We start from the raw sequence: 21,911 nt of genomic DNA on the forward strand, positions 1-21,911 counted from the left end.
TCAGCCCTCCTCGGGTTCGGTCAGCAGGGGGTAGACGCCGTTCTCGTCGTGGTCCTCCCGTCCGGTGACGGGAGGGTTGAAGACGCAGACGCAGCGGAAGTCGGTCTTGGGGCGCATGGTGTGGCGCTCGTGGCCGTCCAGGAGGTACATCGTGCCCGGCGCGATCCAGTGGGTCTCGCCGGTCTCCTCGTTGGTGAGCTCGGCCTCGCCCTCGGTGCACAGGACCGCCTCGATGTGGTTGGCGTACCACATGGAGGTCTCGGTGCCCGCGTAGAGCACGGTCTCGTGCAGGGAGAAGCCGACCTTCTCCTTCGCGAGGACGATCCGCTTGCTCTCCCAGGTGCCTGAGGCGGCCTTCACATGGCGGTCGGTGTTCTCGATGTCCTTGAACGAGCGGACAATCACGGTGAGTTGCTGCCTTTCTGTGTACGTCTGTGTCGGTGCGCCGGGTGGGCCGTGCGGAACGGGTCAGACGGTCGCGGCGACCGCGCGGGCCAGGGTGCGCAGGCCCTCGTCCAGCTCGTCCGGGGTGATGGTCAGCGGCGGGAGCAGCTTGACGACCTCGCTCTTGGGACCCGAGGTCTCCAGGAGCAGCCCCAGCTCGAAGGCGCGGGCGCAGACCTCGGAGGCGCGCGCCGGGTCGGCGAACTCCAGACCCCACACGAGGCCGCGGCCCCGGTAGGTCACGCCGAGCCGGCTGTGCTCGGTGCACAGGGCGAGCAGCGCCTGCTCGACCTGCTCGCCGCGGGCCAGGGTGTGCTTCTCCATCTGGCCGTCGGCCCAGTACGCGTCGAGCGCGGCGGTCGCGGTGACGAACGCCGGGTTGTTGCCGCGGAAGGTGCCGTTGTGCTCGCCCGGCTCCCACACGTCGAGCTCGCCCTTGAACAGGCAGAGCGAGAGCGGGAGTCCGTAGCCGCTGATCGACTTCGAGACGGTGACGATGTCCGGCACGATGCCCGCCTCCTCGAAGGAGAAGAAGGCACCGGTGCGGCCACAGCCCATCTGGATGTCGTCGACGATGAGCAGCATGTCGCGGCGGCGGCACAGGTCCGAGAGGGCGCGCAGCCACTCGGCGCGGGCCACGTTGATGCCGCCCTCGCCCTGCACGGTCTCCACGATCACGGCGGCCGGCTTGTTGAGGCCCGAGCCCTGGTCCTCCAGGAGGCGCTCGAACCACAGGAAGTCCGGGACCTGGCCGTCGAGGTAGTTGTCGAACGGCATCGGGGTGCCGTGCACGAGGGGGATGCCCGCGCCGGCCCGCTTGAAGGCGTTGCCCGTCACGGCGAGCGAGCCGAGCGACATGCCGTGGAAGGCGTTGGTGAAGGACACGATCGACTCGCGGCCCTTGACCTTGCGGGCCAGCTTCAGCGCCGCCTCGACGGCGTTGGTGCCGGTCGGGCCGGGGAACATCACCTTGTACGGCAGGTCGCGCGGGCGCAGGATCACGTTCTGGAACGTTTCGAGGAACGCCCGTTTCGCGGTCGTCGCCATGTCCAGGCCGTGCGTGATGCCGTCACGCTCGATGTAGTCGAGCAGCGCCCGTTTCATCACGGGGTTGTTGTGCCCGTAGTTGAGTGAGCCGGCTCCGGCGAAGAAGTCCAGGTAGCTGTGGCCGTCCTCGTCGGTGAGGCGGGCACCCTGCGCGCGGTCGAACACGGCGGGCCAGCCGCGGCAGTAGCTGCGCACCTCCGATTCGAGCGACTCGAAGACACTGAGGGCGGGCGGGGTGATGGTCACAGCGATTCTCCCTGGGGGTGGAGGGGGCCGATGCGGTAGAGGACCTCGGGCTGGTGCCCGTCGTCCGGGAACAGCCCGGCGTCGAAGAGGACCTCACGGCTCAGGAGTGCGCCGCGTCGCGTGGCGTACGAGGTGAAGAGCCGGTCGGAGGGGATGTTGTCCGGCGACACCGTCGTCTCGACGCGGGTGATCCCGTGCGAGTTGGTCACCTTCGAGGTGAGCGCTTCCAGCAGCAGTCCCGCGAGACCCTCGCCGCGGTGGGCGTGGTCGACGGCCACCTGCCAGACGACCAGGGTGTCCGGCCGCTCGGGCCGTACGTAGCCGGTGATGAACGCGATCGGCTCACCCTCGGTGCCGCGGGCCACCACGGAGGTCCGGGCGAAGTCGCGGCACCAGAGCAGATAGCTGTACGAGGAGTTGAGGTCGAGCACCTCGGAGTCACGGGCGATGCGCCATATCGCGGCTCCGTCCTCCACTCGTGGGCTTTCGATTCGGACTGCTGTTTGCGCGGCGGTCATGCCGAGGGAATTTACCGATCGGAAATTGAAATCGCATTCCCGTCAGGGGGTGTGCATCGAGGTCATCCGTGTTATCACGCGAGCATGTGCGCGAACCGGTTTGTCCGGTAATTACCGGACAAAAGGGCAGGGGTGTGGAGTCGATCACACCTGCGCGGCGGGGCGGAAACCTTGATGGAATCAGTGCGTTTAGGGCTGTGCATTCGGGGCAGAAGAAAACGGGAAGCTGCGGTGGATAAGCAGCTTCCCGTTCTGTGGAACGCATTGTGGAATTCAGTTGTGCTTTATGTGTCCTGCTTATGCGTCCTGCTCTGTGTCTGCTCTGTGTCCGTGATTGTGCCGGAGGGCCGCCGCGAAGGTGTCACCACGTTTCGGACACGGCCCTGCGGGCGCCCTCCAGGTCCACCGCGATCCCGTGCTCACCGAGCGCCGCCCCGAGCGCGGCGAGCGACGACTGCACCACGCCCCGCGTGGCGTCCACGCCGTAGTGGTTGACCCGGATCATCGTCGCGGCCAGCGCCCCGCCGCCCGCGATCAGGGGCAGCGACGGGTCGGCGGCGAGCGCCTTGGCCACCAGCTCCGAGGCGTCCACGCCCTCGGGCGCGCGCAGGGTCGTCGCCACCGGAGCGGCGTCCGCGGCCTCCTGGACGTACGGGGTGACACCGCCCAGCGCGACGGCGCCCGCCCGGGTCGCCGCGGCGGCCGAGGCGTGCCGGGCCGTCACCGCCTCCAGGCCCTCGGCGTCGATGCGCTCCACACATGCTTCGAGCGCCAGCATCTCCAGCTGCGCCGGGGCGTGCGGCAGTGCCCGGCGGCCGGCGTCGATCCAGCGCTGCTTCCAGTCGAGGAGCGAGAGGTAGGAGTGGCGCGGCGCCTTCGGGTTGGCGGCGATCCGCTCCCAGGCGCGGGCGCTGACGGAGACCGCGGAGACGCCGGCCGGGCCGCCCATCGCCTTCTGCGCGCCGATCACACACAGGTCCACGCCCCACGCGTCCACGAGCAGCGGCTCGGCGGCCACCGAGGCCACCGCGTCCAGCATGAACAGCGCGCCGTGCCGGCGCACCACCTCGCCGATCGCCGCGACCGGGTTCGTGTTGCCGGTCGCCGCCTCCGCGTGGACCAGCGACACGAAGTCGATCTCCGGGTGCTCGGTGAGCGCACGGTCGATCTGCTCCGCGGTCACCGCCGCGTGGAAGGGCACCTCCAGGTCGACGACCTCGGCGCCGCAGTCGCGCAGCCAGTTGCCGAAGGTCTGCCCGTAGGGGCCGGTCACCACGTTGAGCGCGGTGGAGCCCGGATGCGCGGCGCCCCGGATGCAGCCCTCCAGGGGGAGCAGCGCCTCGCCCTGCATGATCACCACGTCCTGCTCGGTGGCGAGCAGCGCGGCCACCCGTCGTTCGACCGCCGCGAAGTGGGCGGCGGTCAGCGGGGCGAGGTCCAGGAGCGGGTGTGTCACGGCGGTGCCTTCTTCAGTCGGGGCGTGGGCCGGATCGGGGTGCACGTCAGGTGTTCGATCCTCTGGAGGGAGACTACCCAGGGCCTCGTACAGTGCTGGGCATGAGCGATCGCACGGTGCTGCATGTGAAGGGGCGCGTCCTCGCGGGACCCGAGGACGTACGGGACGAACTGTGGGCCGTCGACGGGCGGATCACCTACGAGCGCCCACCGGGAGAGGCCCTCACCGTGACCGGCTGGGCGCTGCCGGGCCTCGTCGACGCGCACTGCCACGTCGGCCTCGACCAGCACGGCCCGGTCCCCGACGAGGTCAGCGAGAAGCAGGCCCTCACCGACCGCGACGCCGGGACGCTCCTGGTGCGCGACGCGGGCTCCCCGTCCGACACCCGCTGGGTCGACGACCGCGAGGACCTGCCGAAGATCATCCGCGCGGGCCGGCACATCGCCCGCACCCGCCGCTACATCCGCAACTACGCCCACGAGATCGAGCCCGGCGACCTGGTCGCGTACGTCGCCCGGGAGGCGCGGCGCGGCGACGGCTGGGTCAAGCTGGTCGGGGACTGGATCGACCGCGACGCCGGAGATCTGGCCCCCTGCTGGCCGCGCGGCGAGGTGGAGGCGGCGATCGCCGAAGCGCACCGGCTCGGCGCCCGTGTCACCGCGCATTGCTTCGCCGAGGACTCGCTGCGGGACCTCGTCGAGGCGGGCATCGACTGCATCGAGCACGCCACCGGCCTGACCGAGGAGACCATCCCGCTCTTCGCCGAGCGGGGCGTGGCGATCGTGCCGACCCTGGTCAACATCGCCACGTTCCCGCACATGGCCGACGGCGGCGAGGCCAAGTTCCCGGACTGGGCCGCCCACATGCGCCGCCTGTACGAGCGCCGCTACGACACGGTGCGCTCGGCGTACGACGCCGGGGTGCCCGTCTTCGTCGGAACGGACGCGGGCGGCTCGCTCGCCCACGGCCTGGTCGCCGCCGAGGTCGCCGAACTCGTCAAGGCCGGCATCCCCGCGCTCGACGCGCTCTCGGCGACGGCCTGGGGGGCCAGGGCCTGGCTCGGCCGCCCGGCCCTGGAGGAGGGCGCCCCGGCCGACCTGGTGGTCTACGACCAGGACCCGCGCGCGGACGTCCGGGTCCTCGCGGCGCCGGGCCGGATCGTGCTCAACGGGCGCGTGGTGGGCTGAGCGGCGCCTGAACGGGGCTGCGCGAGGGGACGGGGGCCATCGGCCCCGCCGCCCCCTCGCGCGGCCGGTCAGCCGCGCCCGCCGCGCAGGCGCCGGCGTGTGGCGACGAGCGCCCCCGCCCCGCCCACCAGGAGAACCGCAGCCCCGCCCGCGAGGTACGGCGTCGCCGAACTCCCGCCGGTCTCGGCCAGCTTGGTGTCGGCGACGCTCTGGGTCCGCACCGCCGTCCCCACGGGCCCCTTGTCGGGATCGGCCGCGGTGCCCGGCTGGGGCTTCGCGGGCGCGGGCGGCGCCTCGGGCGTCCGGCACGTCGCCTCGGCGAGCGTGACCTCGCCCTTGACGTCGGCGACGTTCAGATGGAGCGGGTTGACCGAGACCTTGAGCTGGAGCGCGACGGCCGCCGCGCTCCGCGAGGTGGTGGTCGCCTTCGACAGGTCGAGGGTGACCTCGCCGACGCCGGGCACCTGCACCCGCGTCGTACCGCCCGCCGACAGCGTGACCTTCCTGCCGAGCACGGTCACCGCGCCCAGCACGTTCGACTTGGCGACCGGCGCGCGGCCCGCCTCGCAGACCGCGCTCGACGTCACCTCGCCCACCTCGACGAGCGAGAGCAGCGGAAGGCCGGGCAGGTGGAGCCGGGCGTTGACCAGCCGGGTCGAGCCCTCCGCCTTCTTCGCGTCGACGCTCGCCCTGGCCGTTGCCACGTCGGCCTTCAGCACGTTGACGGGCTGCCCGCCGCCGACCCCGTCGAGCTTCACGGTCAGCGCGGTCTTCTCGGCGCTCGCCGGGGCCTGCACCTCGTTGAGCGTGGCCTTGAGCGGCACGTCGATCGCCTTGTTGAGCAGGGAGACATCGAGCCCGGTGCGCAGCACGACGGCGCTCGCCCGGCCGCCGCCGTCGCCCTCGACGCCGGTGGCCCCCGCGGGCGCGGCGAGCAGCAGCGGCCCCGCGGCCAGCGCCGCACAGGACGCGAGGGCGAGGGAGCGACGGGCCGGGCGGGCGGCCGGACCGTGCGCGGGCAGGCGGAAGTTGTTGCTGTTCAAAATGGTGGAACCCCCACAGGAGACATGGCTGACCGGGCGCCCGCCACGGGGACTCGTGGGACTCCTGCGAATCGTGGGGCGCGCCGGCGACTAGAGACACCGCATCTTTACGCACGGAGAGTGAACTGGCCGTCACACGGCGCCAGTTCACCCCAAAGGGTGGTTTCCGTCTCCATATTCGATTCTTCCGGCATCGGCGCCCCCATCCGTCACCCCCGCAACCGCCCGGAGCCCCGTACGCCGCCTCTCACCCCGGCGTTCACCACGGCGGGCACATGAAGACCATCAACGACCGCGAGCCGCCCCGCGTAACGCCCGGTCAACCACGTGCCCGCGTGGGGGTCAGCGTGCCGCGAGGACCAGGGCCTGGTCCAAGGCCTGGAGGAAGCGGTTGGTCGTGGCCCTGTCCCGGACCGCCAGGCGGAGCCATTGCGGGCCCAGGCCGGGGAACGTGTCGCCGCGCCGGGCCGCGAAGCCGAGGCCCCGCAGCCGTTCCCTGACCTCGGCCGCGCCCTCGATCCGTACGAGCACGAAGGGGCCCTGCGCCTGCTCCACCGCGCGTACCTCGTCGAACTCCGCGAGCCCGGCCAGCAGATGGGCCCGGTCCTCGGCGACGCGTACGGCGGCCGCCTCGGCCTCCGCCAGCGCGCGGGGCTCCATGCAGGCGGCGGCCGCGACCAGGGCCGGGGTCGACACCGGCCACAGCGGCTGGGCCCGCTGGAGGGCGGCGACCGTCTCCGGCTCGCCCAGCACATAGCCGATCCGCAGGCCGGCCAGGCCCCAGGTCTTGGTCAGGCTGCGCAGGACGAGGAGGCCGGGCAGATCGGTGCGGCCGGCCAGCGCCTCGCGCTCGCCCGGCACCGCGTCGATGAACGCCTCGTCCACCACCAACGTCCGCCCCGGGCGGGCGAGTTGAGCCAGCAGCGCGGCCGGGTGCAGGACGGACGTGGGGTTGGTCGGGTTGCCGACCACCACCAGGTCCGCCTCGTCCGGCACCGCCGCGGGATCGAGCCGGAAGCCGTCCTCGGCGCGCAGCAGTACCCGCCGCACCTCGTGGCCCGCGTCGCGCAGGGCCGCCTCCGGTTCGGTGAACTGCGGGTGCACCACGACCGGGTGACGGAACGTCAGGGCGCGGGCGATCAGGACGAACGCCTCCGCCGCACCCGCCGTCAGGAGCACCCGCTCCACCGGGACGCCGTGCCGGGCCGCGACCGCCGCGCGCGCGGCCCGCCCGTCCGGGTAGGCGGCGAGCCCGGTCAGCGACTCGGCTATCCGCTCGCGCAGCCAGACCGGGGGAGTGCCGGTGCGGACGTTGACCGCGAGATCGATCAGTTCGCCGCCGTCGTCGCGTACCTCCGCGTCGCCGTGGTGGCGCAGATCGAGTGGGACCTCGGTGGTGGGGATGGGCATGGCTTCCTCGCTCCTGGTGGGGGGTGCGTCGCGCCCGGAGGCGCTCGGCCGGAGGTGGGGTCGACGTACGATCGCACACGTCGCCATGGCGGCACGGCCGGTGCCGCTCGACTTCCGCTTGGGCACGAGCAGTTCGCCGCCGCGGGCCAGCGCCGCGGCCTCGGCCACCGACGGCGTACCCACCGCGGCGAGGGCCGCCCGTGAGCCGTTCGGCACCGCGACGGCCGCGAGCTCGCCGGCCGTGTACCCGAGGACCGGCACGCCGAGCCGGGCCGCGGCGGCCACGATCCCCGGCTCCCGCGACCTGCCGTCCAGGGTGGCCAGTTCGGCCACGGCCCCCGCGTCGAGCCCCGCCTGCGCCAGCGCGTCCCCGATCAGGCCGAGCACCTCCTCGGCGCGTACGCCCTTCGAGGCGCCGACGCCCACGACGAGACACGCCCCGGTGCCCGGCGGGACCGGGGCGGCTGCGCGGGGAAGGGCGTCGTCGGCGGCCATGGCGGGGATCCTCTCAGGGGGCCGGCGGGCGGCGCGGGGACGAGGCGTGGACATGCGGAGTACGGGCACCGTCGGTTAGCAAGGGCCCATGGCGGTAATCGTCGCGCTCGGCGCGTTCCTGATGACCCTGGTGGGCGGCTGGACCGCCCAGCGGGTCACCGACCGGCGCCACCTGGTGCTCGGGCTCGCCGGCGGCCTCATGCTCGGCGTGGTCGGCCTCGACCTGCTGCCCGAAGCCCTCGACGCGGCCGGCGAGGACCTCTTCGGGGTGCCCCGCGCGCTGCTCCTGTTCGTCGGCGGCTTCCTCTTCGCGCACGTCGTCGAGCGGATCCTCGCGGTGCGCCAGGCGGCCCACGGGGCGGGCGAGCACCGGGCGCCGCAGGTGGGCGTCGCGGTGGCGTCGGCGATGGTCGGGCACAGCCTGATGGACGGCATCGCGATCGGCGCCGCCTTCCAGGTGGGCGCCGGGATGGGCGTGGCGGTGGCCCTCGCCGTCATCACCCACGACTTCGCGGACGGCTTCAACACGTACACGATCACCAGCCTGTACGGGAACGAGAAGCGCAAGGCGCTGGCGATGCTGTTCGCCGACGCGCTGGCCCCGATGGTGGGGGCGGCCTCGACCCTGCTGTTCACCCTTCCGGAGCAGCTGCTCGGCAGCTATCTGGGGTTCTTCGGCGGCGTGCTGCTGTATCTGGCCGCCGCCGAGATCCTCCCCGAGGCCCACCACGAGCACCCGGCGCTGTCGACACTGCTGTTCACCGTCGCGGGCGTGGGGTTCATCTGGCTGGTGGTGGGCATCGCCGGCTGAGCGCGTCATGGCGCGCAGGCCCCGGCGAATCTGAGGGCGACCTCCGGGCGGGCCGCCCAATGGGTGTGCAGATAGCTCGCGTGCACACCCTGCCGTACGAAGCCCTCGACGCGGCGCTCCGGGTGCACGATGCCCCAGGCCGGCTCGGCGCCGGCGCCCGGCTCGATGACGGTGCGGTGGAACTCGTGGCCGCGCAGCCGCGTCCCGGCGACGGCCAGGCTGTTGTCGGCCACCGCGACGGCCTCCCGGTAGCCGAGGGTGAGGCGGCCCGACATCCGGGCGTCGGCGTCGAGCACGCCGCACATGGGCAGCCCGTCGAGCGAGCGGGCCAGATAGAGCAGGCCCGCGCACTCGGCGGCCACCGGCGCCCCCGACCGGGCGAGCCCGGCGACGGCCTCGCGGAGCCGCTCGTTGGCGGACAGCTCGGCCGCGTACACCTCGGGGAAGCCGCCGCCTATCACCAACCCGCTGGTTCCGGGAGGGAGTTGCTCGTCCCTGAGCGGGTCGAAGGTGACGACCTCCGCGCCGGCGGCGGTGAGCAGCTCGGGGTGCTCGGCGTAGGAGAACGTGAACGCGGAGCCGCCCGCCATGGCGACGACGGGGCGCCGCGCGGTGGCCGGGCGGGGCTGTGCCCCGGTCCCGGTCCCGGCGTCCGGGGCCGGCTCCCACGGCTTGACGCCCAGCGGCGGGGCCGATCGCGCCAGGGCGAGGAGGGCCGGCAGGTCACAGCCCGCCCGCACCTGTTCACCCATCGCCCCCACCGCGTCCACCGCGTCCGTGCGGCGCTCCGCGACCGGAACCAGGCCCAGGTGGCGGGAGGGGGTGTCGACCTGCGGGGCGCGGCGCAGGGCGCCGAGGACCGGGACGCCCACGTCCTCCATCGCCTCGCGCAGCAGCGCCTCGTGCCGGTCCGAGCCGACCTTGTTGAGGATCACGCCGCCGATGCGCACCCCGGGGTCCCACGACGCGAAACCGTGGACCAGCGCGGCCACCGACCGCGACTGCGAGGAGGCGTCCACCACGAGCACCACCGGCGCGCGCAGCAACTTGGCGACCTGGGCGGTGGAGGCGAGCTCGCCGAGCCCGCTCGCCCCGTCGTACAGGCCCATCACGCCCTCGACCACCGCGAGGTCGCAGCCGCGCGCGCCGTGCGCGAAGAGCGGCGCCATCAGCTCGGGCCCGCACATGTACGCGTCGAGGTTGCGGCCGGGGCGCCCCGTCGCCAGCGCGTGGTACCCGGGGTCGATGTAGTCCGGCCCCACCTTGTGCGGGGACACGGCGAGCCCCGACCGCGCGAACGCGGCCATCAGCCCCGTCGCCACGGTGGTCTTGCCGCTGCCCGACGCCGGGGCCGCGATGACGAGACGCGCTACCACTCGATGCCCCGCTGGCCCTTCTGACCGGCGTCCATCGGGTGCTTGACCTTGGACATGTCGGTGACCAGATCCGCGTACTCCACCAGCTGCTCGGGCGCGTTGCGGCCGGTGATGACGACATGCTGGGTGCCGGGCCGGTCGCGCAGCACCGAGACGACCTCGTCGACGTCGACCCAGCCCCAGTGCAGCAGATAGGCGAACTCGTCGAGCACGTAGAACTTGTACGTCTCGGCCGCCAGGTCGCGCTTGACCTGCTCCCAGCCCTCGCGGGCCTTCTCCTCGTGGGTGGGCTCGCCCTCGGCGGTCTCGCGCTGGATCCACGACCAGCCCTCGCCCATCTTGTGCCAGTCGACGGTGCCGCCCTCGCCGGACGCCCCGAGCACCTTCAGCGCGTTCTCCTCGCCGACCTTCCACTTCGCCGACTTCACGAACTGGAACACCCCGACCGGCCAGCCCTGGTTCCAGGCGCGCAGCGCCATCCCGAACGCGGCGGTCGACTTCCCCTTGCCGACGCCGGTGTGCACCATCACCAGGTGCCTGTTGCGACGCTGACGGGTCGTCAGACCGTCCTCGGGTACGACACTGACCTGTCCCTGCGGCATTAAGCGGCCCTCCTCGAAGTTCCCTGGACATCCTTGACGAGGCCGGCGATGGAATCCGCCCGCAGCTCGTCCAACGTGACGGCGCTGCCGCCCAGTTCACGCGCCAGCTCCCCGGCGAGACCGAGCCGCACCATCCCCGACTCGCAGTCCACGACCACCGACGCGGTGCCCTCGGCCGCGTGCAGCCGGGCCGCCCGCCCGGCGAGCGCCACCGGCTCGGGCCCGCCCGTGGCACGGCCGTCGGTGACCACCACGAGCAGGGGGCGCCGCGAGGGATCGCGCAACCGCTCCACGCGCAGCACGTCATGGGCCTTCAGGAGCCCCGCCGCGAGCGGGGTGCGCCCGCCGGTCGGCAGCGTTTCGAGCCGGGCCGCCGCCGCGTCCACCGACGAGGTCGGCGGGAGCGCGAGCTCCGCGTCCGCGCCGCGGAACGTGACGAGGCCGACCTTGTCGCGGCGCTGGTAGGCGTCGAGGAGCAGCGAGAGCACCGCGCCCTTGACCGCGCTCATCCGCTGCCGCGCCGCCATCGACCCGGAGGCGTCCACCACGAACAGGACGAGGTTGCCCTCGCGCCCCTCGCGGGTGGCCTGGCGCAGATCGTCACGCCGTACGACGAGACCCCGGCCCGAGCGTCCGCGGGCCCGCTGGTGCGGGGCCGCGGCCTGCACCGTCGCCGTCAAGTGCAGCTTGGTGAGCGCCCCTTGGGGCCGGCGCGAACCGGTCGTGCGGCCGTGGTCGGTGCGGGCCCGCGAGCGCCGGCCCGCCGCGCCCTCGCCGAGGCCCGGCACGCTCAGCATCTTCGTACGGAACGGCTCGGCGGCCTTCACCGCGGCGCGCTCGCCCGGCCCGCTCGGGGCGGGGGCGGCGGGCGGCTCCACCGGCCCGGACGGGTCCGGCGACCCGGCCGGCTCGGGGGAGTCGGCCGGGCTCTCGGGGGAGTCGCCCTGCGGCGGCACCCCGCCGCCCCCGCCACCGCCGGGTCCCTCGGGGCCCGGGTCCGGATCGTCGTCGCCCTCGGCACCCTCGTCGCCCCGGAACTGCTCCAGGGTCTCGTCGAGCCTGTCCTCGTCCAGGCCCGGCGCGTCGAACGGGTTGCGCCGGCGCCGGTGCGGCAGCGCGAGCAGCGCGGCCTGCCGGACGTCGTCGCTCGTCACCTCGGTGCGCCCGGCCCACGCGGCGAGCGCGGTCGCGGTGCGTGCCATCACGATGTCGGCGCGCATGCCGTCGACCTCGAACGCGGCGCAGGTGGCCGCGATCTGGAGCAGGACCGCGTCGCCGAGCACGACCGAGGGCAGCAACTCCCGCGCCGCCACGATCCGTTGACGCAGCGCCCCCTCGTCGTCGGCCCAGCGCGCGGCGAAACCGGCCGGGTCGTCGTCGTACGCGAGACGGCGGCGCACCACCTCGACGCGCTGCTCGGGCTCGCGCGAAGCGGCGACCTCCACGGTCAGGCCGAACCGGTCGAGCAACTGCGGCCGCAGCTCGCCCTCCTCGGGGTTCATCGTGCCGACCAGCAGGAAGCGGGCGGCGTGCCGCACCGAGACGCCCTCGCGCTCGACGTAGGAGGAGCCCATGGCCGCGGCGTCGAGCAGCAGGTCGATGAGGTGGTCGTGGAGGAGGTTGACCTCGTCGACGTAGAGGATGCCGCGGTGGGCGTCGGCCAGCAGGCCCGGCTCGAAGGCCTTCACGCCCTCGCCGAGCGCCCGCTCGATGTCGAGGGCGCCCACCAGACGGTCCTCGGACGCGCCGACGGGCAGCTCGACCATGCGGGCCGCGCGGGCCGTCCCCGGCCCGCTCTCGTGCGGCCCGTCCGGGCACTGCGCGTCGGGCGCCGCGGGGTCGCAGCTGAAGCGGCACCCCGCGACGACGGCCACCTCGGGCAGCAGATCCGCGAGCGCCCGCACGGCGGTGCTCTTCGCGGTGCCCTTCTCGCCCCGGACGAGGACACCGCCCACCGCCGGGCTGACGGCGTTCAGGAGCAGCGCGAGGCGCAGGTCGTCCATGCCGACCACGGCCGTGAACGGATACCGGGTGCTCATGTGCCGATCTCTCCTTCGAGTAGTGCTGTACGCGGCGGTCGTGCGGGGCGGGTCATGGCGCCCCGGGCGGGATGAAGGGCAGCCCGGCGGGCGGGCCCTGCTCGATCAGGCGCATCAGGGCGTCGGTGTCGGCGTGTTCCTCGATCAGGTCGCCGAGCCGGTCGAGCTGCTCCTCGCGCAGCACCCCGAACGAGGTGTCGGGCGCCGGCACGAACCGCCGGCCCGCGTCCCGCGCGACCTGCTCCAGGAAGCGGCGCCGGAACCCGTCGCTCTCCAGGGAGCCGTGCCAGTGCGTGCCCCAGACCGGGCCGATGCGGCATCCGTCCAGGCTGCGGCCCTCGTCATCGCGGAGGAACGCTTCGCCGCCCAGGACTTCGGCCACGCCGTGGTGGATCTCGTACCCCTCGACACGCTCGCCGAGCGCCCGGCCGACGGGCCGGGCCAGGGTCTTCTCGGCGGCGAACCGCACGCGGACCGGCAGCAGGCCGAGGCCCGCCACCGAGCCCGCCCGCGATTCGACGTCGTCCTCGATGTGCTCGCCGAGCAGCTGGTAACCGCCGCAGATGCCGAGCACCGGACGCCCGGCGGCGGCACGACGCGCGAGTTCCGCCGCGAGGCCGCGCTCGCGCAGCCACTCCAGGGCGCGGACCGTGCCGCGGGTGCCGGGCACCACCACGAGGTCGGCGTCGGTGAGCTCCTCGGGCCGATCCACGAACCGCACGACCACACCGGGTTCGGCGGCGAGCGCGTCCACATCGGTGAAGTTGGACATCAGCGGCACCGCGCAGACCGCGACCCGCAGCACGTCCTCGCCGACGGGCGGCGCCACCACCGACTCGCGCACGGTTCCGCGCATGGACACGCGCAGGCCGTCCTCCTCGTCGATGCCGAGGCCGTGGGCGTACGGCAGGATCCCGTAGGTGTGGCGCCCGGTGAGGCCGCGCAGCATCTCGATGCCGGGCTCCAGGAGCGTCACATCGCCGCGGAACTTGTTGACGACGTACCCCGCGACCAGCGCCTGGTCCTCGGGGCTCAGCAGCGCCGTCGTGCCGAAGAACGACGCGAAGACCCCGCCGCGGTCGATGTCGCCGACCACGACGACGGGCAGCCGCGCGGCCCGTGCGATGCCCATGTTGACGATGTCGGTGCGCCGCAGGTTGATCTCGGCCGGGCTGCCCGCGCCCTCGCAGATCACCGCGTCATGGGTGTCCCGCAGCTCCTGGAGGCAGTCGAGGACGGTGCCGAGCAGCGCCTCACGGCTCCCGCCGCGCAATGCCGAGCCCGAGGAGGGGTCGGCGGAGCCGAAGAACCCGCGGGCGCTCAACTCGCCCACCGGTCTGCCCATCAGGACGACCTGGCTCGATCGGTCGCTGCCGGGCTTGAGCAGCACCGGGTTCATCAGCGCGGTCGGCTCCACCCGGGCCGCCTGTGCCTGCATCGCCTGCGCCCGGCCGATCTCGGCGCCCTCGCGCGTCACGAACGAGTTCAGCGACATGTTCTGCCCCTTGAAGGGCGCGACCTTGACGCCCCGGCGCACCAGCCAGCGGCAGATCCCGGCCGTGACGACGCTCTTGCCGGCGTCCGATGTGGTGCCCGCGATCAGCAGCCCGCCACCCATGTACGTCCCCTCCTCACAGCGGCCCGCGCCACCACGGCGGCGGCCAGCGTCAGCCCGCCCACCGTGCGCGAGAGCCGTACCGCCCGTTCGATGTCCGCGAAGTCGACGGCGCGGCCCGTGGCGTTCAGGACCGGCCGGTGCTCGACGCGCCCCGCGTAGGAGAGCGTGCCGCCGAGCCGGACGCCCAGCGCGCCCGCGAACGCGGCTTCCACGGGGCCCGCGTTGGGGCTCGGGTGCCGGTGCGCGTCGGCGCGCCAGGCGCGTACCGCGCCCCGGGAGTCGGGTCCGGCGAGGGCGGCGAGGGCGGCGGTGAGCCGGGCGCCGGGCCAGCCCATCACGTCGTCCAGGCGCGCCGAGGCCCAGCCGTACCTGCGGTACGTGGCCGACTTGTGCCCGACCATCGCGTCGAGGGTGTTGACGGCGCGGAAGCCCACGAGCCCCGGCACGCCCGCGAGCGCGCCCCACACCAGGGCGCCGACGACCGCGTCGGAGGTGTTCTCGGCGACCGACTCGACCACGGCGCGCGCGATGCCGTCGGCGTCCAGGGAGTGCGGGTCGCGTCCGCACAGGTGCGGCAGGCGCTTGCGGGCCGCGTCCACGTCACCGGCTGCGAGCGCGTCGCCGATGGTCCGGGCCTCGCGGCCGAGCGAGGTGCCGCCCACCACGCTCCAGGTGGCGGCCGCGGTCAGCGCGGCGGCCGCGGCGGGACGGTCGCGGACGGCACGGGAGAGCAGGGCGGCGGCGCCCGCGGCGCCACCCGCGCACACGACGGTGTGCAGGGCGCCCCAGCCGCGGTGGTCGCGCCACAGGGCGCGCTCGACGGCGGCGGCCGCCCGGCCGAACGCGGCGACCGGATGGCCGCGGCGGGGGTCGCCGAGCAGGAGGTCGCCGATGAGCCCGGCGGTGGCGCCGTAGGCGAAGGTGCGGTCGGCGCGCATGCTCAGCGCGCCAGGGCGGAGCAGGAGGGGCCGGAGAGTCCGAACGGGCAGGCGCGCATGGCGGTATGTCCTCACTCAGGGTGTCCGCGCCCTGGTTCGACGTGACCGGCGGTGAGAGTTCCTGGCTGGCGGGGATCGCTCCCCGGTGACAGTGGCGGGACCGCGCCGGATTCGCACCGGCTTCCTCTTCTGCCGCCGTAGCTGGCCGGTGCAGTCCACCACGCCCCGCGAACACCCGTCAACTTGCCGTTGACCTGCGGCGCGAGAGAGTGCTCGGCGCCACGGCGAACCGCCCCGCGGCGGGGGCCGCGGGGCGGTTCGGGTGGTGCGTGCGGGTCAGGCGACGATCAGATAGATCCCGTACGCCACGGCCGCCGCGCAGAGCGCGAAACAGGCGTACGCGCCGGTGCGGGCCATCGCGGCGTTGCCGGCGGTGCCGGAGGCGACGGCCTCCCGCTTGGTGAGGCCGACGATGCCGAGGGTGAACAGGCCCACCAGGCCGACGGTCACCGCGAGGCTGACGCCGAAGACGGAGCCGAGGGCTGCCCAGTCGATGTGCATGAGGATTCCTTAGCTGTGCCGGAGAGCTGTGCCGGAGGGACCGGGGTCAGACCGTCGCCGGGGTGGGCGGGTCGGCGGGGGCCGGGGCCTGGATCGTGGCCCTGAGGTCGGTCGACGCGACGGCCAGGCCGGTCGGCGGCGGCGTGACCGCGGCGATCGCGGTGGTGATGACACCGGCGGGCTCGGCCACGGGGGCGTCGTCGGCGGTGACGTGGTCGGCGGTGACGTTGTGGGCGTCGACCGGCCGGCGGCGCGACAGCTTCCAGATGATGCCGGAGCCGGCGATCAGGAGGACCGCGACGGCGGCGATGCCCCAGGGGCCCTGCTGGGTGAGGAACTCCGCGCCGGCGCCGACGAGTCCGGCGGCCGGCAGCGTCAGGATCCAGGCGACGGCCATGCGGGTCGCGGTGGACCAGCGCACCACACCGCCCTTGCGGCCGAGGCCCGCGCCCATGACGGAGCCCGAGCAGACCTGGGTGGTGGAGAGCGAGAAGCCGATGTGCGAGGAGGCGAGGATGACGGTCGCGGCGCCGGTCTGGGCGGCGAAGCCCTGCGGCGGGCGCAGCTCGGTCAGGCCCTTGCCCATGGTGCGGATGATGCGCCAGCCGCCGAGGTAGGTGCCCATCGCGATGGCCAGACCGGCCGAGACGATGACCCACAGCGGGGGGTTGGCGCCGGGGTGCAGGACCCCGCCGGTGACCAGGGCGAGGGTGATGATGCCCATCGTCTTCTGGGCGTCGTTGGTGCCGTGGGCGAGCGAGACCAGGCCGGCCGAGGCGATCTGGCCCGCGCGGTACCCCTTGGCGGTGGCCTTCTCGTCGGTGTTCCGGTTGATCCGGTACGTGAGCCGGGTGGCCAGCATCGCGGCGATGCCGGCGACGATCGGCGCGGCGACGGCCGGCAGCAGCACCTTGGTGACAACGGTGGAGCCGTTGACCGAGGACCAGCCGGCCGACATGACCGCGGCGCCGATGAGGCCGCCGAACAGGGCGTGCGAGGAGCTGGACGGCAGTCCGAGCAGCCAGGTCAGGAGGTTCCAGAGGATGGCACCGACGAGGGCCGCGAAGATGACCTCGGTGCGGATCCCCTTCTCGTCGATAATCCCGCCGGAGATCGTCTTGGCGACCTCCACCGACAGGAACGCGCCGACCAGGTTGAGCGCGGCGGACATGGCGACCGCCGTCTTGGGCTTCAGGGCGCCGGTCGAGATGGTGGTGGCCATCGCGTTGGCGGTGTCGTGGAAACCGTTCGTGAAATCGAACACTAGAGCTGTCACGATCACAATCGCGAGCAGCAGCGTGATGTGTTCCATTTACCCAGGCAATCGTTCGACGTCAGTGGCGGGACGAACGTAAGTAACCTGAGTGAACGGAAGATGAACTGGGGCGGGCGCACCGGTGTCCGTGTCCGGTTCTCGCGTCGCCCCCGCTCCCACGGGCCGTTCAGCGCCCGGCCGCGAACCGCTTCAACTGCGCAAAAGTCCCATTGAAGAGATTCTGGTCACCCGGCAGGCTGCCGGAGCCATTGGCGTATTGCCACACCGTCCAGTACGACCAGCCCGCCGGCAGCGCGCCCGGCGCCGCCGCGTACCGGGCGAGCCACAGGGGATGGTCGGCGGCGAATGCCGTGCTGCGGCCCGTGCACCGGTTCCACCAGGCCGCCGTCGTGTAGATCACCGGACGGCGGCCGGTGCGCAGCCGCACCTCGTCGCTGAACCCGGCGACCCAGTTGGTCATCTCGGCGGGGCTCAGCCCGTAGCAGGTGTCGCCGCTGCCGCCCTTGGCGTCCTTGCCGTACGGGTTGTGCTCCAGGTCCACCGCGGGCGGCAGGGTCCAGCCGTCGCCGCGCCAGCCGCCCCCGTTCGCCGCGAAGAAGGCCGCCTGCGCCCGGCCCGAGGACTGGTCGGGCACCGCGAAGTGGTAGGCGCCCCGGATCAGGCCCGCCCGCCGGGCGCCGTCGTACTGCTGCCCGAAGAAGGGGTTGCGGTACGACGTCGACTCGGTCGCCTTGACGTAGACGAAGCGCGCGCCGCGCCCCTTCGCGGCGGCCCAGTCGACGTTCCCCTGGTGCGAGGAGACGTCGTGGCCGGCCGGCTTGTCCTGCGCCGCCGCACCGGGCGGCGCCGTGAGGGCGGTGAGGGCCGTACAGCCCAGCGCCAGAGCCGCGACGGACAGAGCGAGCGCGGCCCGCGCGCGGCTGCGGCGTGCGAGCGGACCGTGGTCCCGAGCCATGGATTTCCCCCGAATTTCGGTGTACGGACCCAAACGTCCCGAGGCTGGGGGACGAGCACCGGCCGGCCCGTACCCCGGTCGCGCCCGCCCTGGCAGGATCAGCCTCATGAGCGACAACGAGGCGGCCACCGCCGCGGCATGGGCCCAACTGGTCGACACCGCGCGCAGGACCGCGGCCGAAGGGCTGGTCGTCGGAACATCGGGCAATGTGTCGGTACGCCTCGGCGACCTGGTCCTCGTCACGCCGACCGGCGTCCCCTACGACCGGCTCGGTCCCGCCGACACCGTCGCCGTCGACCTCGAAGGCCGCCAGGTCCTGGGCACCCTGCGGCCCACCAGCGAACTCCCCATGCACCTGGCCGTGTACCGCGCCACCGACGCCCGCGCCGTCGTCCACACCCACGCCGTGCACGCCACCGCCGTCTCCACGCTGGTGCCCGAACTCCCGCTGGTCCACTACATGGCGGCCGCGCTCGGCGGCCCGGTCCGGGTCGCCCCGTACGCCGTGTACGGAAGCGAGGAGCTGGCCGGGAACATGCTGGCGGCGCTGGAAGGGCGCACCGGCTGCCTCCTCCAGAACCACGGCACCGTCACGTACGGAGCAGGCCTCGACCAGGCCTACGACCGCACCGCCCAACTGGAGTGGATGTGCCGGCTCTGGCTCACCGCCGCCGCCCTGCCCGGCCGCACCCCGTCCCTGCTCAGCCCCGCCCAGCTCGACGAGGTGGCCCAGCGGCTCAGCGGCTACGGACAGCCCTGACCCGGGCCCGGCCGGCCCGGCGCCCCGCGGGCGGACTCCACTGACCCGGTGATCCGCGGCTTCGAAGGGCCCCGCCCACTGGCACCCGGGCGGCTTCGCACCGAGACTGGGCAGGTGCGCCCCGCTACGAAGACGGCAGCGGCCGTCACCACACTGATCGGCGTCGGCGCGGCAGCCGTCGTCGCCGGACGCTACGCCAGCGACGCCGCCCTCAAGGCGCCGCCAGGCCGCCCGCTGCCCGCCGACCGCCGGCTCACCGTGCACGCGACGGACCCCGGCGCCATCACCCTGACCCGCTCGCTCGCGGCGCTGCGGCCGGGGACCTACGGCCTGGAGGGCGACGGCGTCCACGCCGTCGTCGGTGACGTGCTCGACCGGGCACCGCACACCGCCGACACGGTCGTACGCCGCCTGGAGCGCGTCACCCACGGCGTCCTCGTCCCGGGCGACCGGGTCGCGCTGACGCCCCAGGTCCACCACGGCACCCCGGGCACCGCCCTCGGCATCGACTACCAGGACGTCGAGATCCCGGCCGAACTGGGGCCGCTGCCCGCCTGGCTGGTCCCCGCCCCGCGCACCACCTGGGTGATCGCCGTGCACGGCCTCGGCACCACCCGCGAACACCCGCTCAACATCCTGGAGTTCCTGCACCGCCAGCAGCTCCCGGTGCTCGCCCTCTCCTACCGGGGCGACGAGGGCGCGCCCCGCTCCCCGGACGGCCTCGGCCACCTCGGCGACTCCGAGTGGCGCGACCTCGACGCGGCGATCCGCTACGCCCTGCGCTCCGGGGCCCGCCAGGTCATCCTGCACGGCTGGTCCACCGGCGCCACGATGGCCCTGCACGCCGCAGCGCACTGCGCCCAGCGCGAGCGCATCAGCGGCATCGTCCTGGACTCGCCCGTCCTCGACTGGGAGTTCACGCTGCGCGCCCTCGCCTCGGCCAACGGCACCCCCGGCGCCCTGCTGCCGCTCGCCGTCCGCGCCGCGCAGGGCCGTACCGGGCTCCACGGCGACCGGCTCCAGGAAGCCGTCGACCCCAAGGCCCTGCGCGTCCCGACGCTGCTCTTCCACGGCCCCGACGACGCGCTCGCCCCCTGGGGGCCCGCGTGTCAACTGGCCGACCGGCGGCCGGAACTGATCACCCTGCACACCGTCCCGGACGCCCCGCACGCCGCGATGTGGAACGCCGACCCGGCCGGCTACGAAGAAACCCTGCGCCGCTTCCTCACCCCCCTCATGTGACACCCCCGCCCGCCCGGCCCACCCGGGCGCGGCTGATTCCGCTTGACGTGGCGGGAAGGTGGCAGGCGGCTGTCCTCGTGGGGGCGGCCCCTTGGCCGGGAGCCGTCCCGCTCGCTTCGGAAGGGCCGCCTGAGGCTGATTCCGCTTGGGTGTTCGGGCGACGAGCGCAAGCGCGTCGTTCCTGGCTACGGCCCCAGGGCCACCGGGCGCCCCCGGGGCCCCCGGGGTGCCGAGCGTGGCCGATTCCGTTTGGGCTTTCGGGCAGTGAGCGGGAAGACTGCATGCGTGACGTCCCGGAAGCCTGATGAGAAGTTGCCGCGCGACTCCAGACTGCGGCTTGTCCGCGCTCCGCACCCGATGCAGGCCCGGCCCCTCGCCGCAGCCCGCAGGGCCGTGTCCGACCGGCGCACCCGCTCGGCCCCCCGGCCGCCCGCGGGCACCCCGGCCGCCGGCGAGCTGGCCCGCCAGGCCAGAGCGGTGCTCGCCGACGCCGTGCGCGTGGCCCGCTGGACCGATGCCGAGCGGGCCCGCGGCGCCGCCCCCGGCCCCGGCCGGCCGGGGCCGCTTCCCGCGCCGGTCACCGAGCGGGCCGCGGCCGCACTGGGCCTGACCCCCGGTCAGGTACGGGCGGCCTGGGACCGGGCCCGCCTCGCCGGCCTCGTCGAACTGCACGGCGCGACGGTCCGCCCCGGCTGGCGGCTGCGCGCCTGGGACCGCGACGACGCGGCCGTCCTGCGCGGCTGGGTCGCCCTGTTCGACGCGTGGTCGCTCGTCCACCCCGCTCCCGGTGACACCGCCCCCACGGCGGTCGCCGAGGTGGTCGAGGCCGTTCCCCAAGTGCTCTCCCTGCTCCAGCTCTCCAACGGGCCCGTCCTCGCGCCGGCCCTGCTCGACCTCCTCGCACAGCGGGTGGCCGAACTCCGCGAAGAGCGCTGCGAGGTGCCCTACGGCCCCGGGCCCGGCACCGATCCGCTCCCCGGCACGGACCTGCTCTCAGGAACGGACCCGCGGCCCGGCACGGACCTGCTCCCAGGAACGGACCCGCGGCCCGGCGCGGACCCCCGGCCCGCCGCCGACCCGCTGCCCGGCCCAGCCGCCCCCTCTCCGCAGCGCCTCGCGCACCTCCTCGACTGGGCCCTGGCCGGCCTCGCCGCAGTTGGCGCGCTGGTGCTCGGCGAGGGCCAGGCCACCCTGACGCCGCTCGGCAACTGGGCGGTCTGGGTCAAGCTGGAGCAGATCTGCGTCGCCGCGCAGAGCCCGGCGGGCAACATCGAGCAGCCCGCCGAGGACATGCTGCGCGGCTGCGCGGGCCTCACACCCGGCCCGGCCCGCGCCGAGTACCGCGCCTGGATCGCCGCCCGCACCGTCGGTAGCGCGGTCGGCGAACTCCTCGACGTCGCCCGGGGCGACGACGCGCTGCTGCGCGGCCTCGCCTTCGAGGCGCTGCGGGTGGTGGGCGCCCCCGCCGAGCCCGGGGTGCGCGCCGTCGTCACGGAGACCTGCCTGCGCCCCTACGCCCTGCTGTGGCTCGCCGAGCACGAGGGCGGCGACCCCGAGGACGTGCTCGGGGTGCTGTCCCGGGAGGAATCCACCTGGCTGTGGGTCGACACCGCCGCCGCCGTGGCCGACCACGGCGAGAGCGAGCTGCTCGTACGCCACCTCGACTCCGCCGTGCAGGGCACGGTGCCTGCGCTGCTCGACGAGGTGCGGGCCGTCGGGCACCCCCGCACCGTGCAGGTCCTGGTCGCCCTCGCCGCGGCCCACCCCGACCCCGCCCTGGCCAAGGCGGTCCGCCGCGCCGCCTTCCAGGTCCACACCGGTTCCGTATAGCGACGCGCGTAGCGAAGGACCCGCCCGCTCCCGGGGGCGGGACGTGCCCGATCGGCT

19 protein-coding genes and 1 riboswitch are annotated in these 21,911 nt (G+C 74.1%); of the genes, 5 read left to right on the forward strand and 14 right to left on the reverse strand.

Annotated elements, in window-relative coordinates:
- From OOJ98_RS07790 to OOJ98_RS07805, 4 genes are all read right to left on the reverse strand, one after another.
- Entirely contained in the window at positions 1-405 is a 405-nt protein-coding gene (locus tag OOJ98_RS07790; protein WP_267053885.1) for an ectoine synthase, read from the reverse strand.
- Between the two features lie 63 nt (positions 406-468).
- The gene (ectB, locus tag OOJ98_RS07795; protein ID WP_267053886.1) at positions 469-1,737 is read right to left on the reverse strand and encodes a diaminobutyrate--2-oxoglutarate transaminase; all 1,269 of its coding nucleotides are present in this window, start codon (positions 1,735-1,737) and stop codon (positions 469-471) included.
- Positions 1,734-2,255 carry a diaminobutyrate acetyltransferase gene (gene ectA / locus OOJ98_RS07800; RefSeq protein WP_267053887.1) on the reverse strand — a complete coding sequence of 174 codons (522 nt, stop codon included), beginning with the start codon at positions 2,253-2,255 and terminating at the stop codon, positions 1,734-1,736. The genes ectB and ectA overlap by 4 nt, the downstream gene beginning before the upstream one ends.
- Positions 2,256-2,616: 361 nt before the next feature.
- Positions 2,617-3,711 (reverse strand): alanine--glyoxylate aminotransferase family protein, encoded by a 1,095-nt coding sequence (locus tag OOJ98_RS07805; RefSeq protein ID WP_267053888.1) that lies wholly within the window; start codon positions 3,709-3,711, stop codon positions 2,617-2,619.
- Positions 3,712-3,812: 101 nt separating this feature from the next.
- On the opposite strand from OOJ98_RS07805, the gene OOJ98_RS07810 reads away from it, so the two are divergent.
- Entirely contained in the window at positions 3,813-4,898 is a 1,086-nt protein-coding gene (locus tag OOJ98_RS07810) for an amidohydrolase family protein (protein WP_267053889.1), read from the forward strand.
- A 68-nt stretch (positions 4,899-4,966) separates the two neighbouring features.
- Here OOJ98_RS07810 and OOJ98_RS07815 read toward each other — a convergent pair whose 3' ends face one another.
- Complete coding sequence (locus tag OOJ98_RS07815) at positions 4,967-5,941, reverse strand: SCO1860 family LAETG-anchored protein (protein ID WP_323177883.1); 975 nt, start codon at positions 5,939-5,941, stop codon at positions 4,967-4,969.
- 342 nt (positions 5,942-6,283) lie between these two features.
- A complete protein-coding gene (gene cobC / locus OOJ98_RS07820) occupies positions 6,284-7,846 on the reverse strand; it encodes an Rv2231c family pyridoxal phosphate-dependent protein CobC (protein ID WP_267053890.1) in 1,563 nt (520 codons plus the stop codon).
- A gap of 88 nt (positions 7,847-7,934) precedes the next feature.
- Between cobC and OOJ98_RS07825 the strand changes: the two genes are divergently transcribed.
- Positions 7,935-8,657 carry a ZIP family metal transporter gene (locus tag OOJ98_RS07825; protein WP_267053891.1) on the forward strand — a complete coding sequence of 241 codons (723 nt, stop codon included), beginning with the start codon at positions 7,935-7,937 and terminating at the stop codon, positions 8,655-8,657.
- Between the two features lie 5 nt (positions 8,658-8,662).
- On the opposite strand, the gene OOJ98_RS07830 is transcribed toward OOJ98_RS07825, so the two are convergent.
- From OOJ98_RS07830 to OOJ98_RS07865, 8 genes are all read right to left on the reverse strand, one after another.
- On the reverse strand, positions 8,663-10,033 hold the full coding sequence (locus OOJ98_RS07830; protein ID WP_267053892.1) for a cobyrinate a,c-diamide synthase: 1,371 nt from the start codon (positions 10,031-10,033) through the stop codon (positions 8,663-8,665).
- Positions 10,027-10,635, reverse strand: a complete 609-nt coding sequence (gene cobO, locus OOJ98_RS07835) for a cob(I)yrinic acid a,c-diamide adenosyltransferase (protein WP_267053893.1) — start codon at positions 10,633-10,635, stop codon at positions 10,027-10,029. Before cobO ends, OOJ98_RS07830 begins: the two co-directional genes overlap by 7 nt.
- Positions 10,635-12,674 carry a putative cobaltochelatase gene (locus OOJ98_RS07840; protein WP_267053894.1) on the reverse strand — a complete coding sequence of 680 codons (2,040 nt, stop codon included), beginning with the start codon at positions 12,672-12,674 and terminating at the stop codon, positions 10,635-10,637. Before OOJ98_RS07840 ends, cobO begins: the two co-directional genes overlap by 1 nt.
- Positions 12,675-12,726: 52 nt before the next feature.
- Positions 12,727-14,292, reverse strand: coding sequence for a cobyric acid synthase (locus OOJ98_RS07845; protein ID WP_267053895.1), 1,566 nt, complete (start codon positions 14,290-14,292; stop codon positions 12,727-12,729).
- Entirely contained in the window at positions 14,274-15,230 is a 957-nt protein-coding gene (locus tag OOJ98_RS07850) for a cobalamin biosynthesis protein (RefSeq protein ID WP_267053896.1), read from the reverse strand. The genes OOJ98_RS07845 and OOJ98_RS07850 overlap by 19 nt, the downstream gene beginning before the upstream one ends.
- A gap of 94 nt (positions 15,231-15,324) precedes the next feature.
- A riboswitch (cobalamin riboswitch) is annotated at positions 15,325-15,466 on the reverse strand.
- Positions 15,467-15,566: 100 nt separating this feature from the next.
- Positions 15,567-15,791, reverse strand: a complete 225-nt coding sequence (locus OOJ98_RS07855) for a hypothetical protein (protein WP_267053897.1) — start codon at positions 15,789-15,791, stop codon at positions 15,567-15,569.
- A gap of 46 nt (positions 15,792-15,837) precedes the next feature.
- A complete protein-coding gene (locus OOJ98_RS07860) occupies positions 15,838-17,103 on the reverse strand; it encodes an inorganic phosphate transporter (protein ID WP_267053898.1) in 1,266 nt (421 codons plus the stop codon).
- Between the two features lie 130 nt (positions 17,104-17,233).
- Positions 17,234-18,022, reverse strand: a complete 789-nt coding sequence (locus tag OOJ98_RS07865; RefSeq protein ID WP_267053899.1) for a lysozyme — start codon at positions 18,020-18,022, stop codon at positions 17,234-17,236.
- A 106-nt stretch (positions 18,023-18,128) separates the two neighbouring features.
- Here OOJ98_RS07865 and OOJ98_RS07870 point away from each other — a divergent pair, with 106 nt between their 5' ends.
- From OOJ98_RS07870 to OOJ98_RS07880, 3 genes are all read left to right on the forward strand, one after another.
- Entirely contained in the window at positions 18,129-18,782 is a 654-nt protein-coding gene (locus tag OOJ98_RS07870) for a class II aldolase/adducin family protein (RefSeq protein ID WP_267053900.1), read from the forward strand.
- A 114-nt stretch (positions 18,783-18,896) separates the two neighbouring features.
- Positions 18,897-20,024 carry an alpha/beta hydrolase gene (locus OOJ98_RS07875; protein WP_267053901.1) on the forward strand — a complete coding sequence of 376 codons (1,128 nt, stop codon included), beginning with the start codon at positions 18,897-18,899 and terminating at the stop codon, positions 20,022-20,024.
- Between the two features lie 357 nt (positions 20,025-20,381).
- On the forward strand, positions 20,382-21,854 hold the full coding sequence (locus tag OOJ98_RS07880; protein WP_267055559.1) for a hypothetical protein: 1,473 nt from the start codon (positions 20,382-20,384) through the stop codon (positions 21,852-21,854).
- The last annotated feature ends 57 nt before the right edge of the window (positions 21,855-21,911 follow it).

It is taken from the genome of Streptomyces sp. NBC_00083 (assembly GCF_026343295.1).
Lineage (GTDB): Bacteria > Actinomycetota > Actinomycetes > Streptomycetales > Streptomycetaceae > Streptomyces.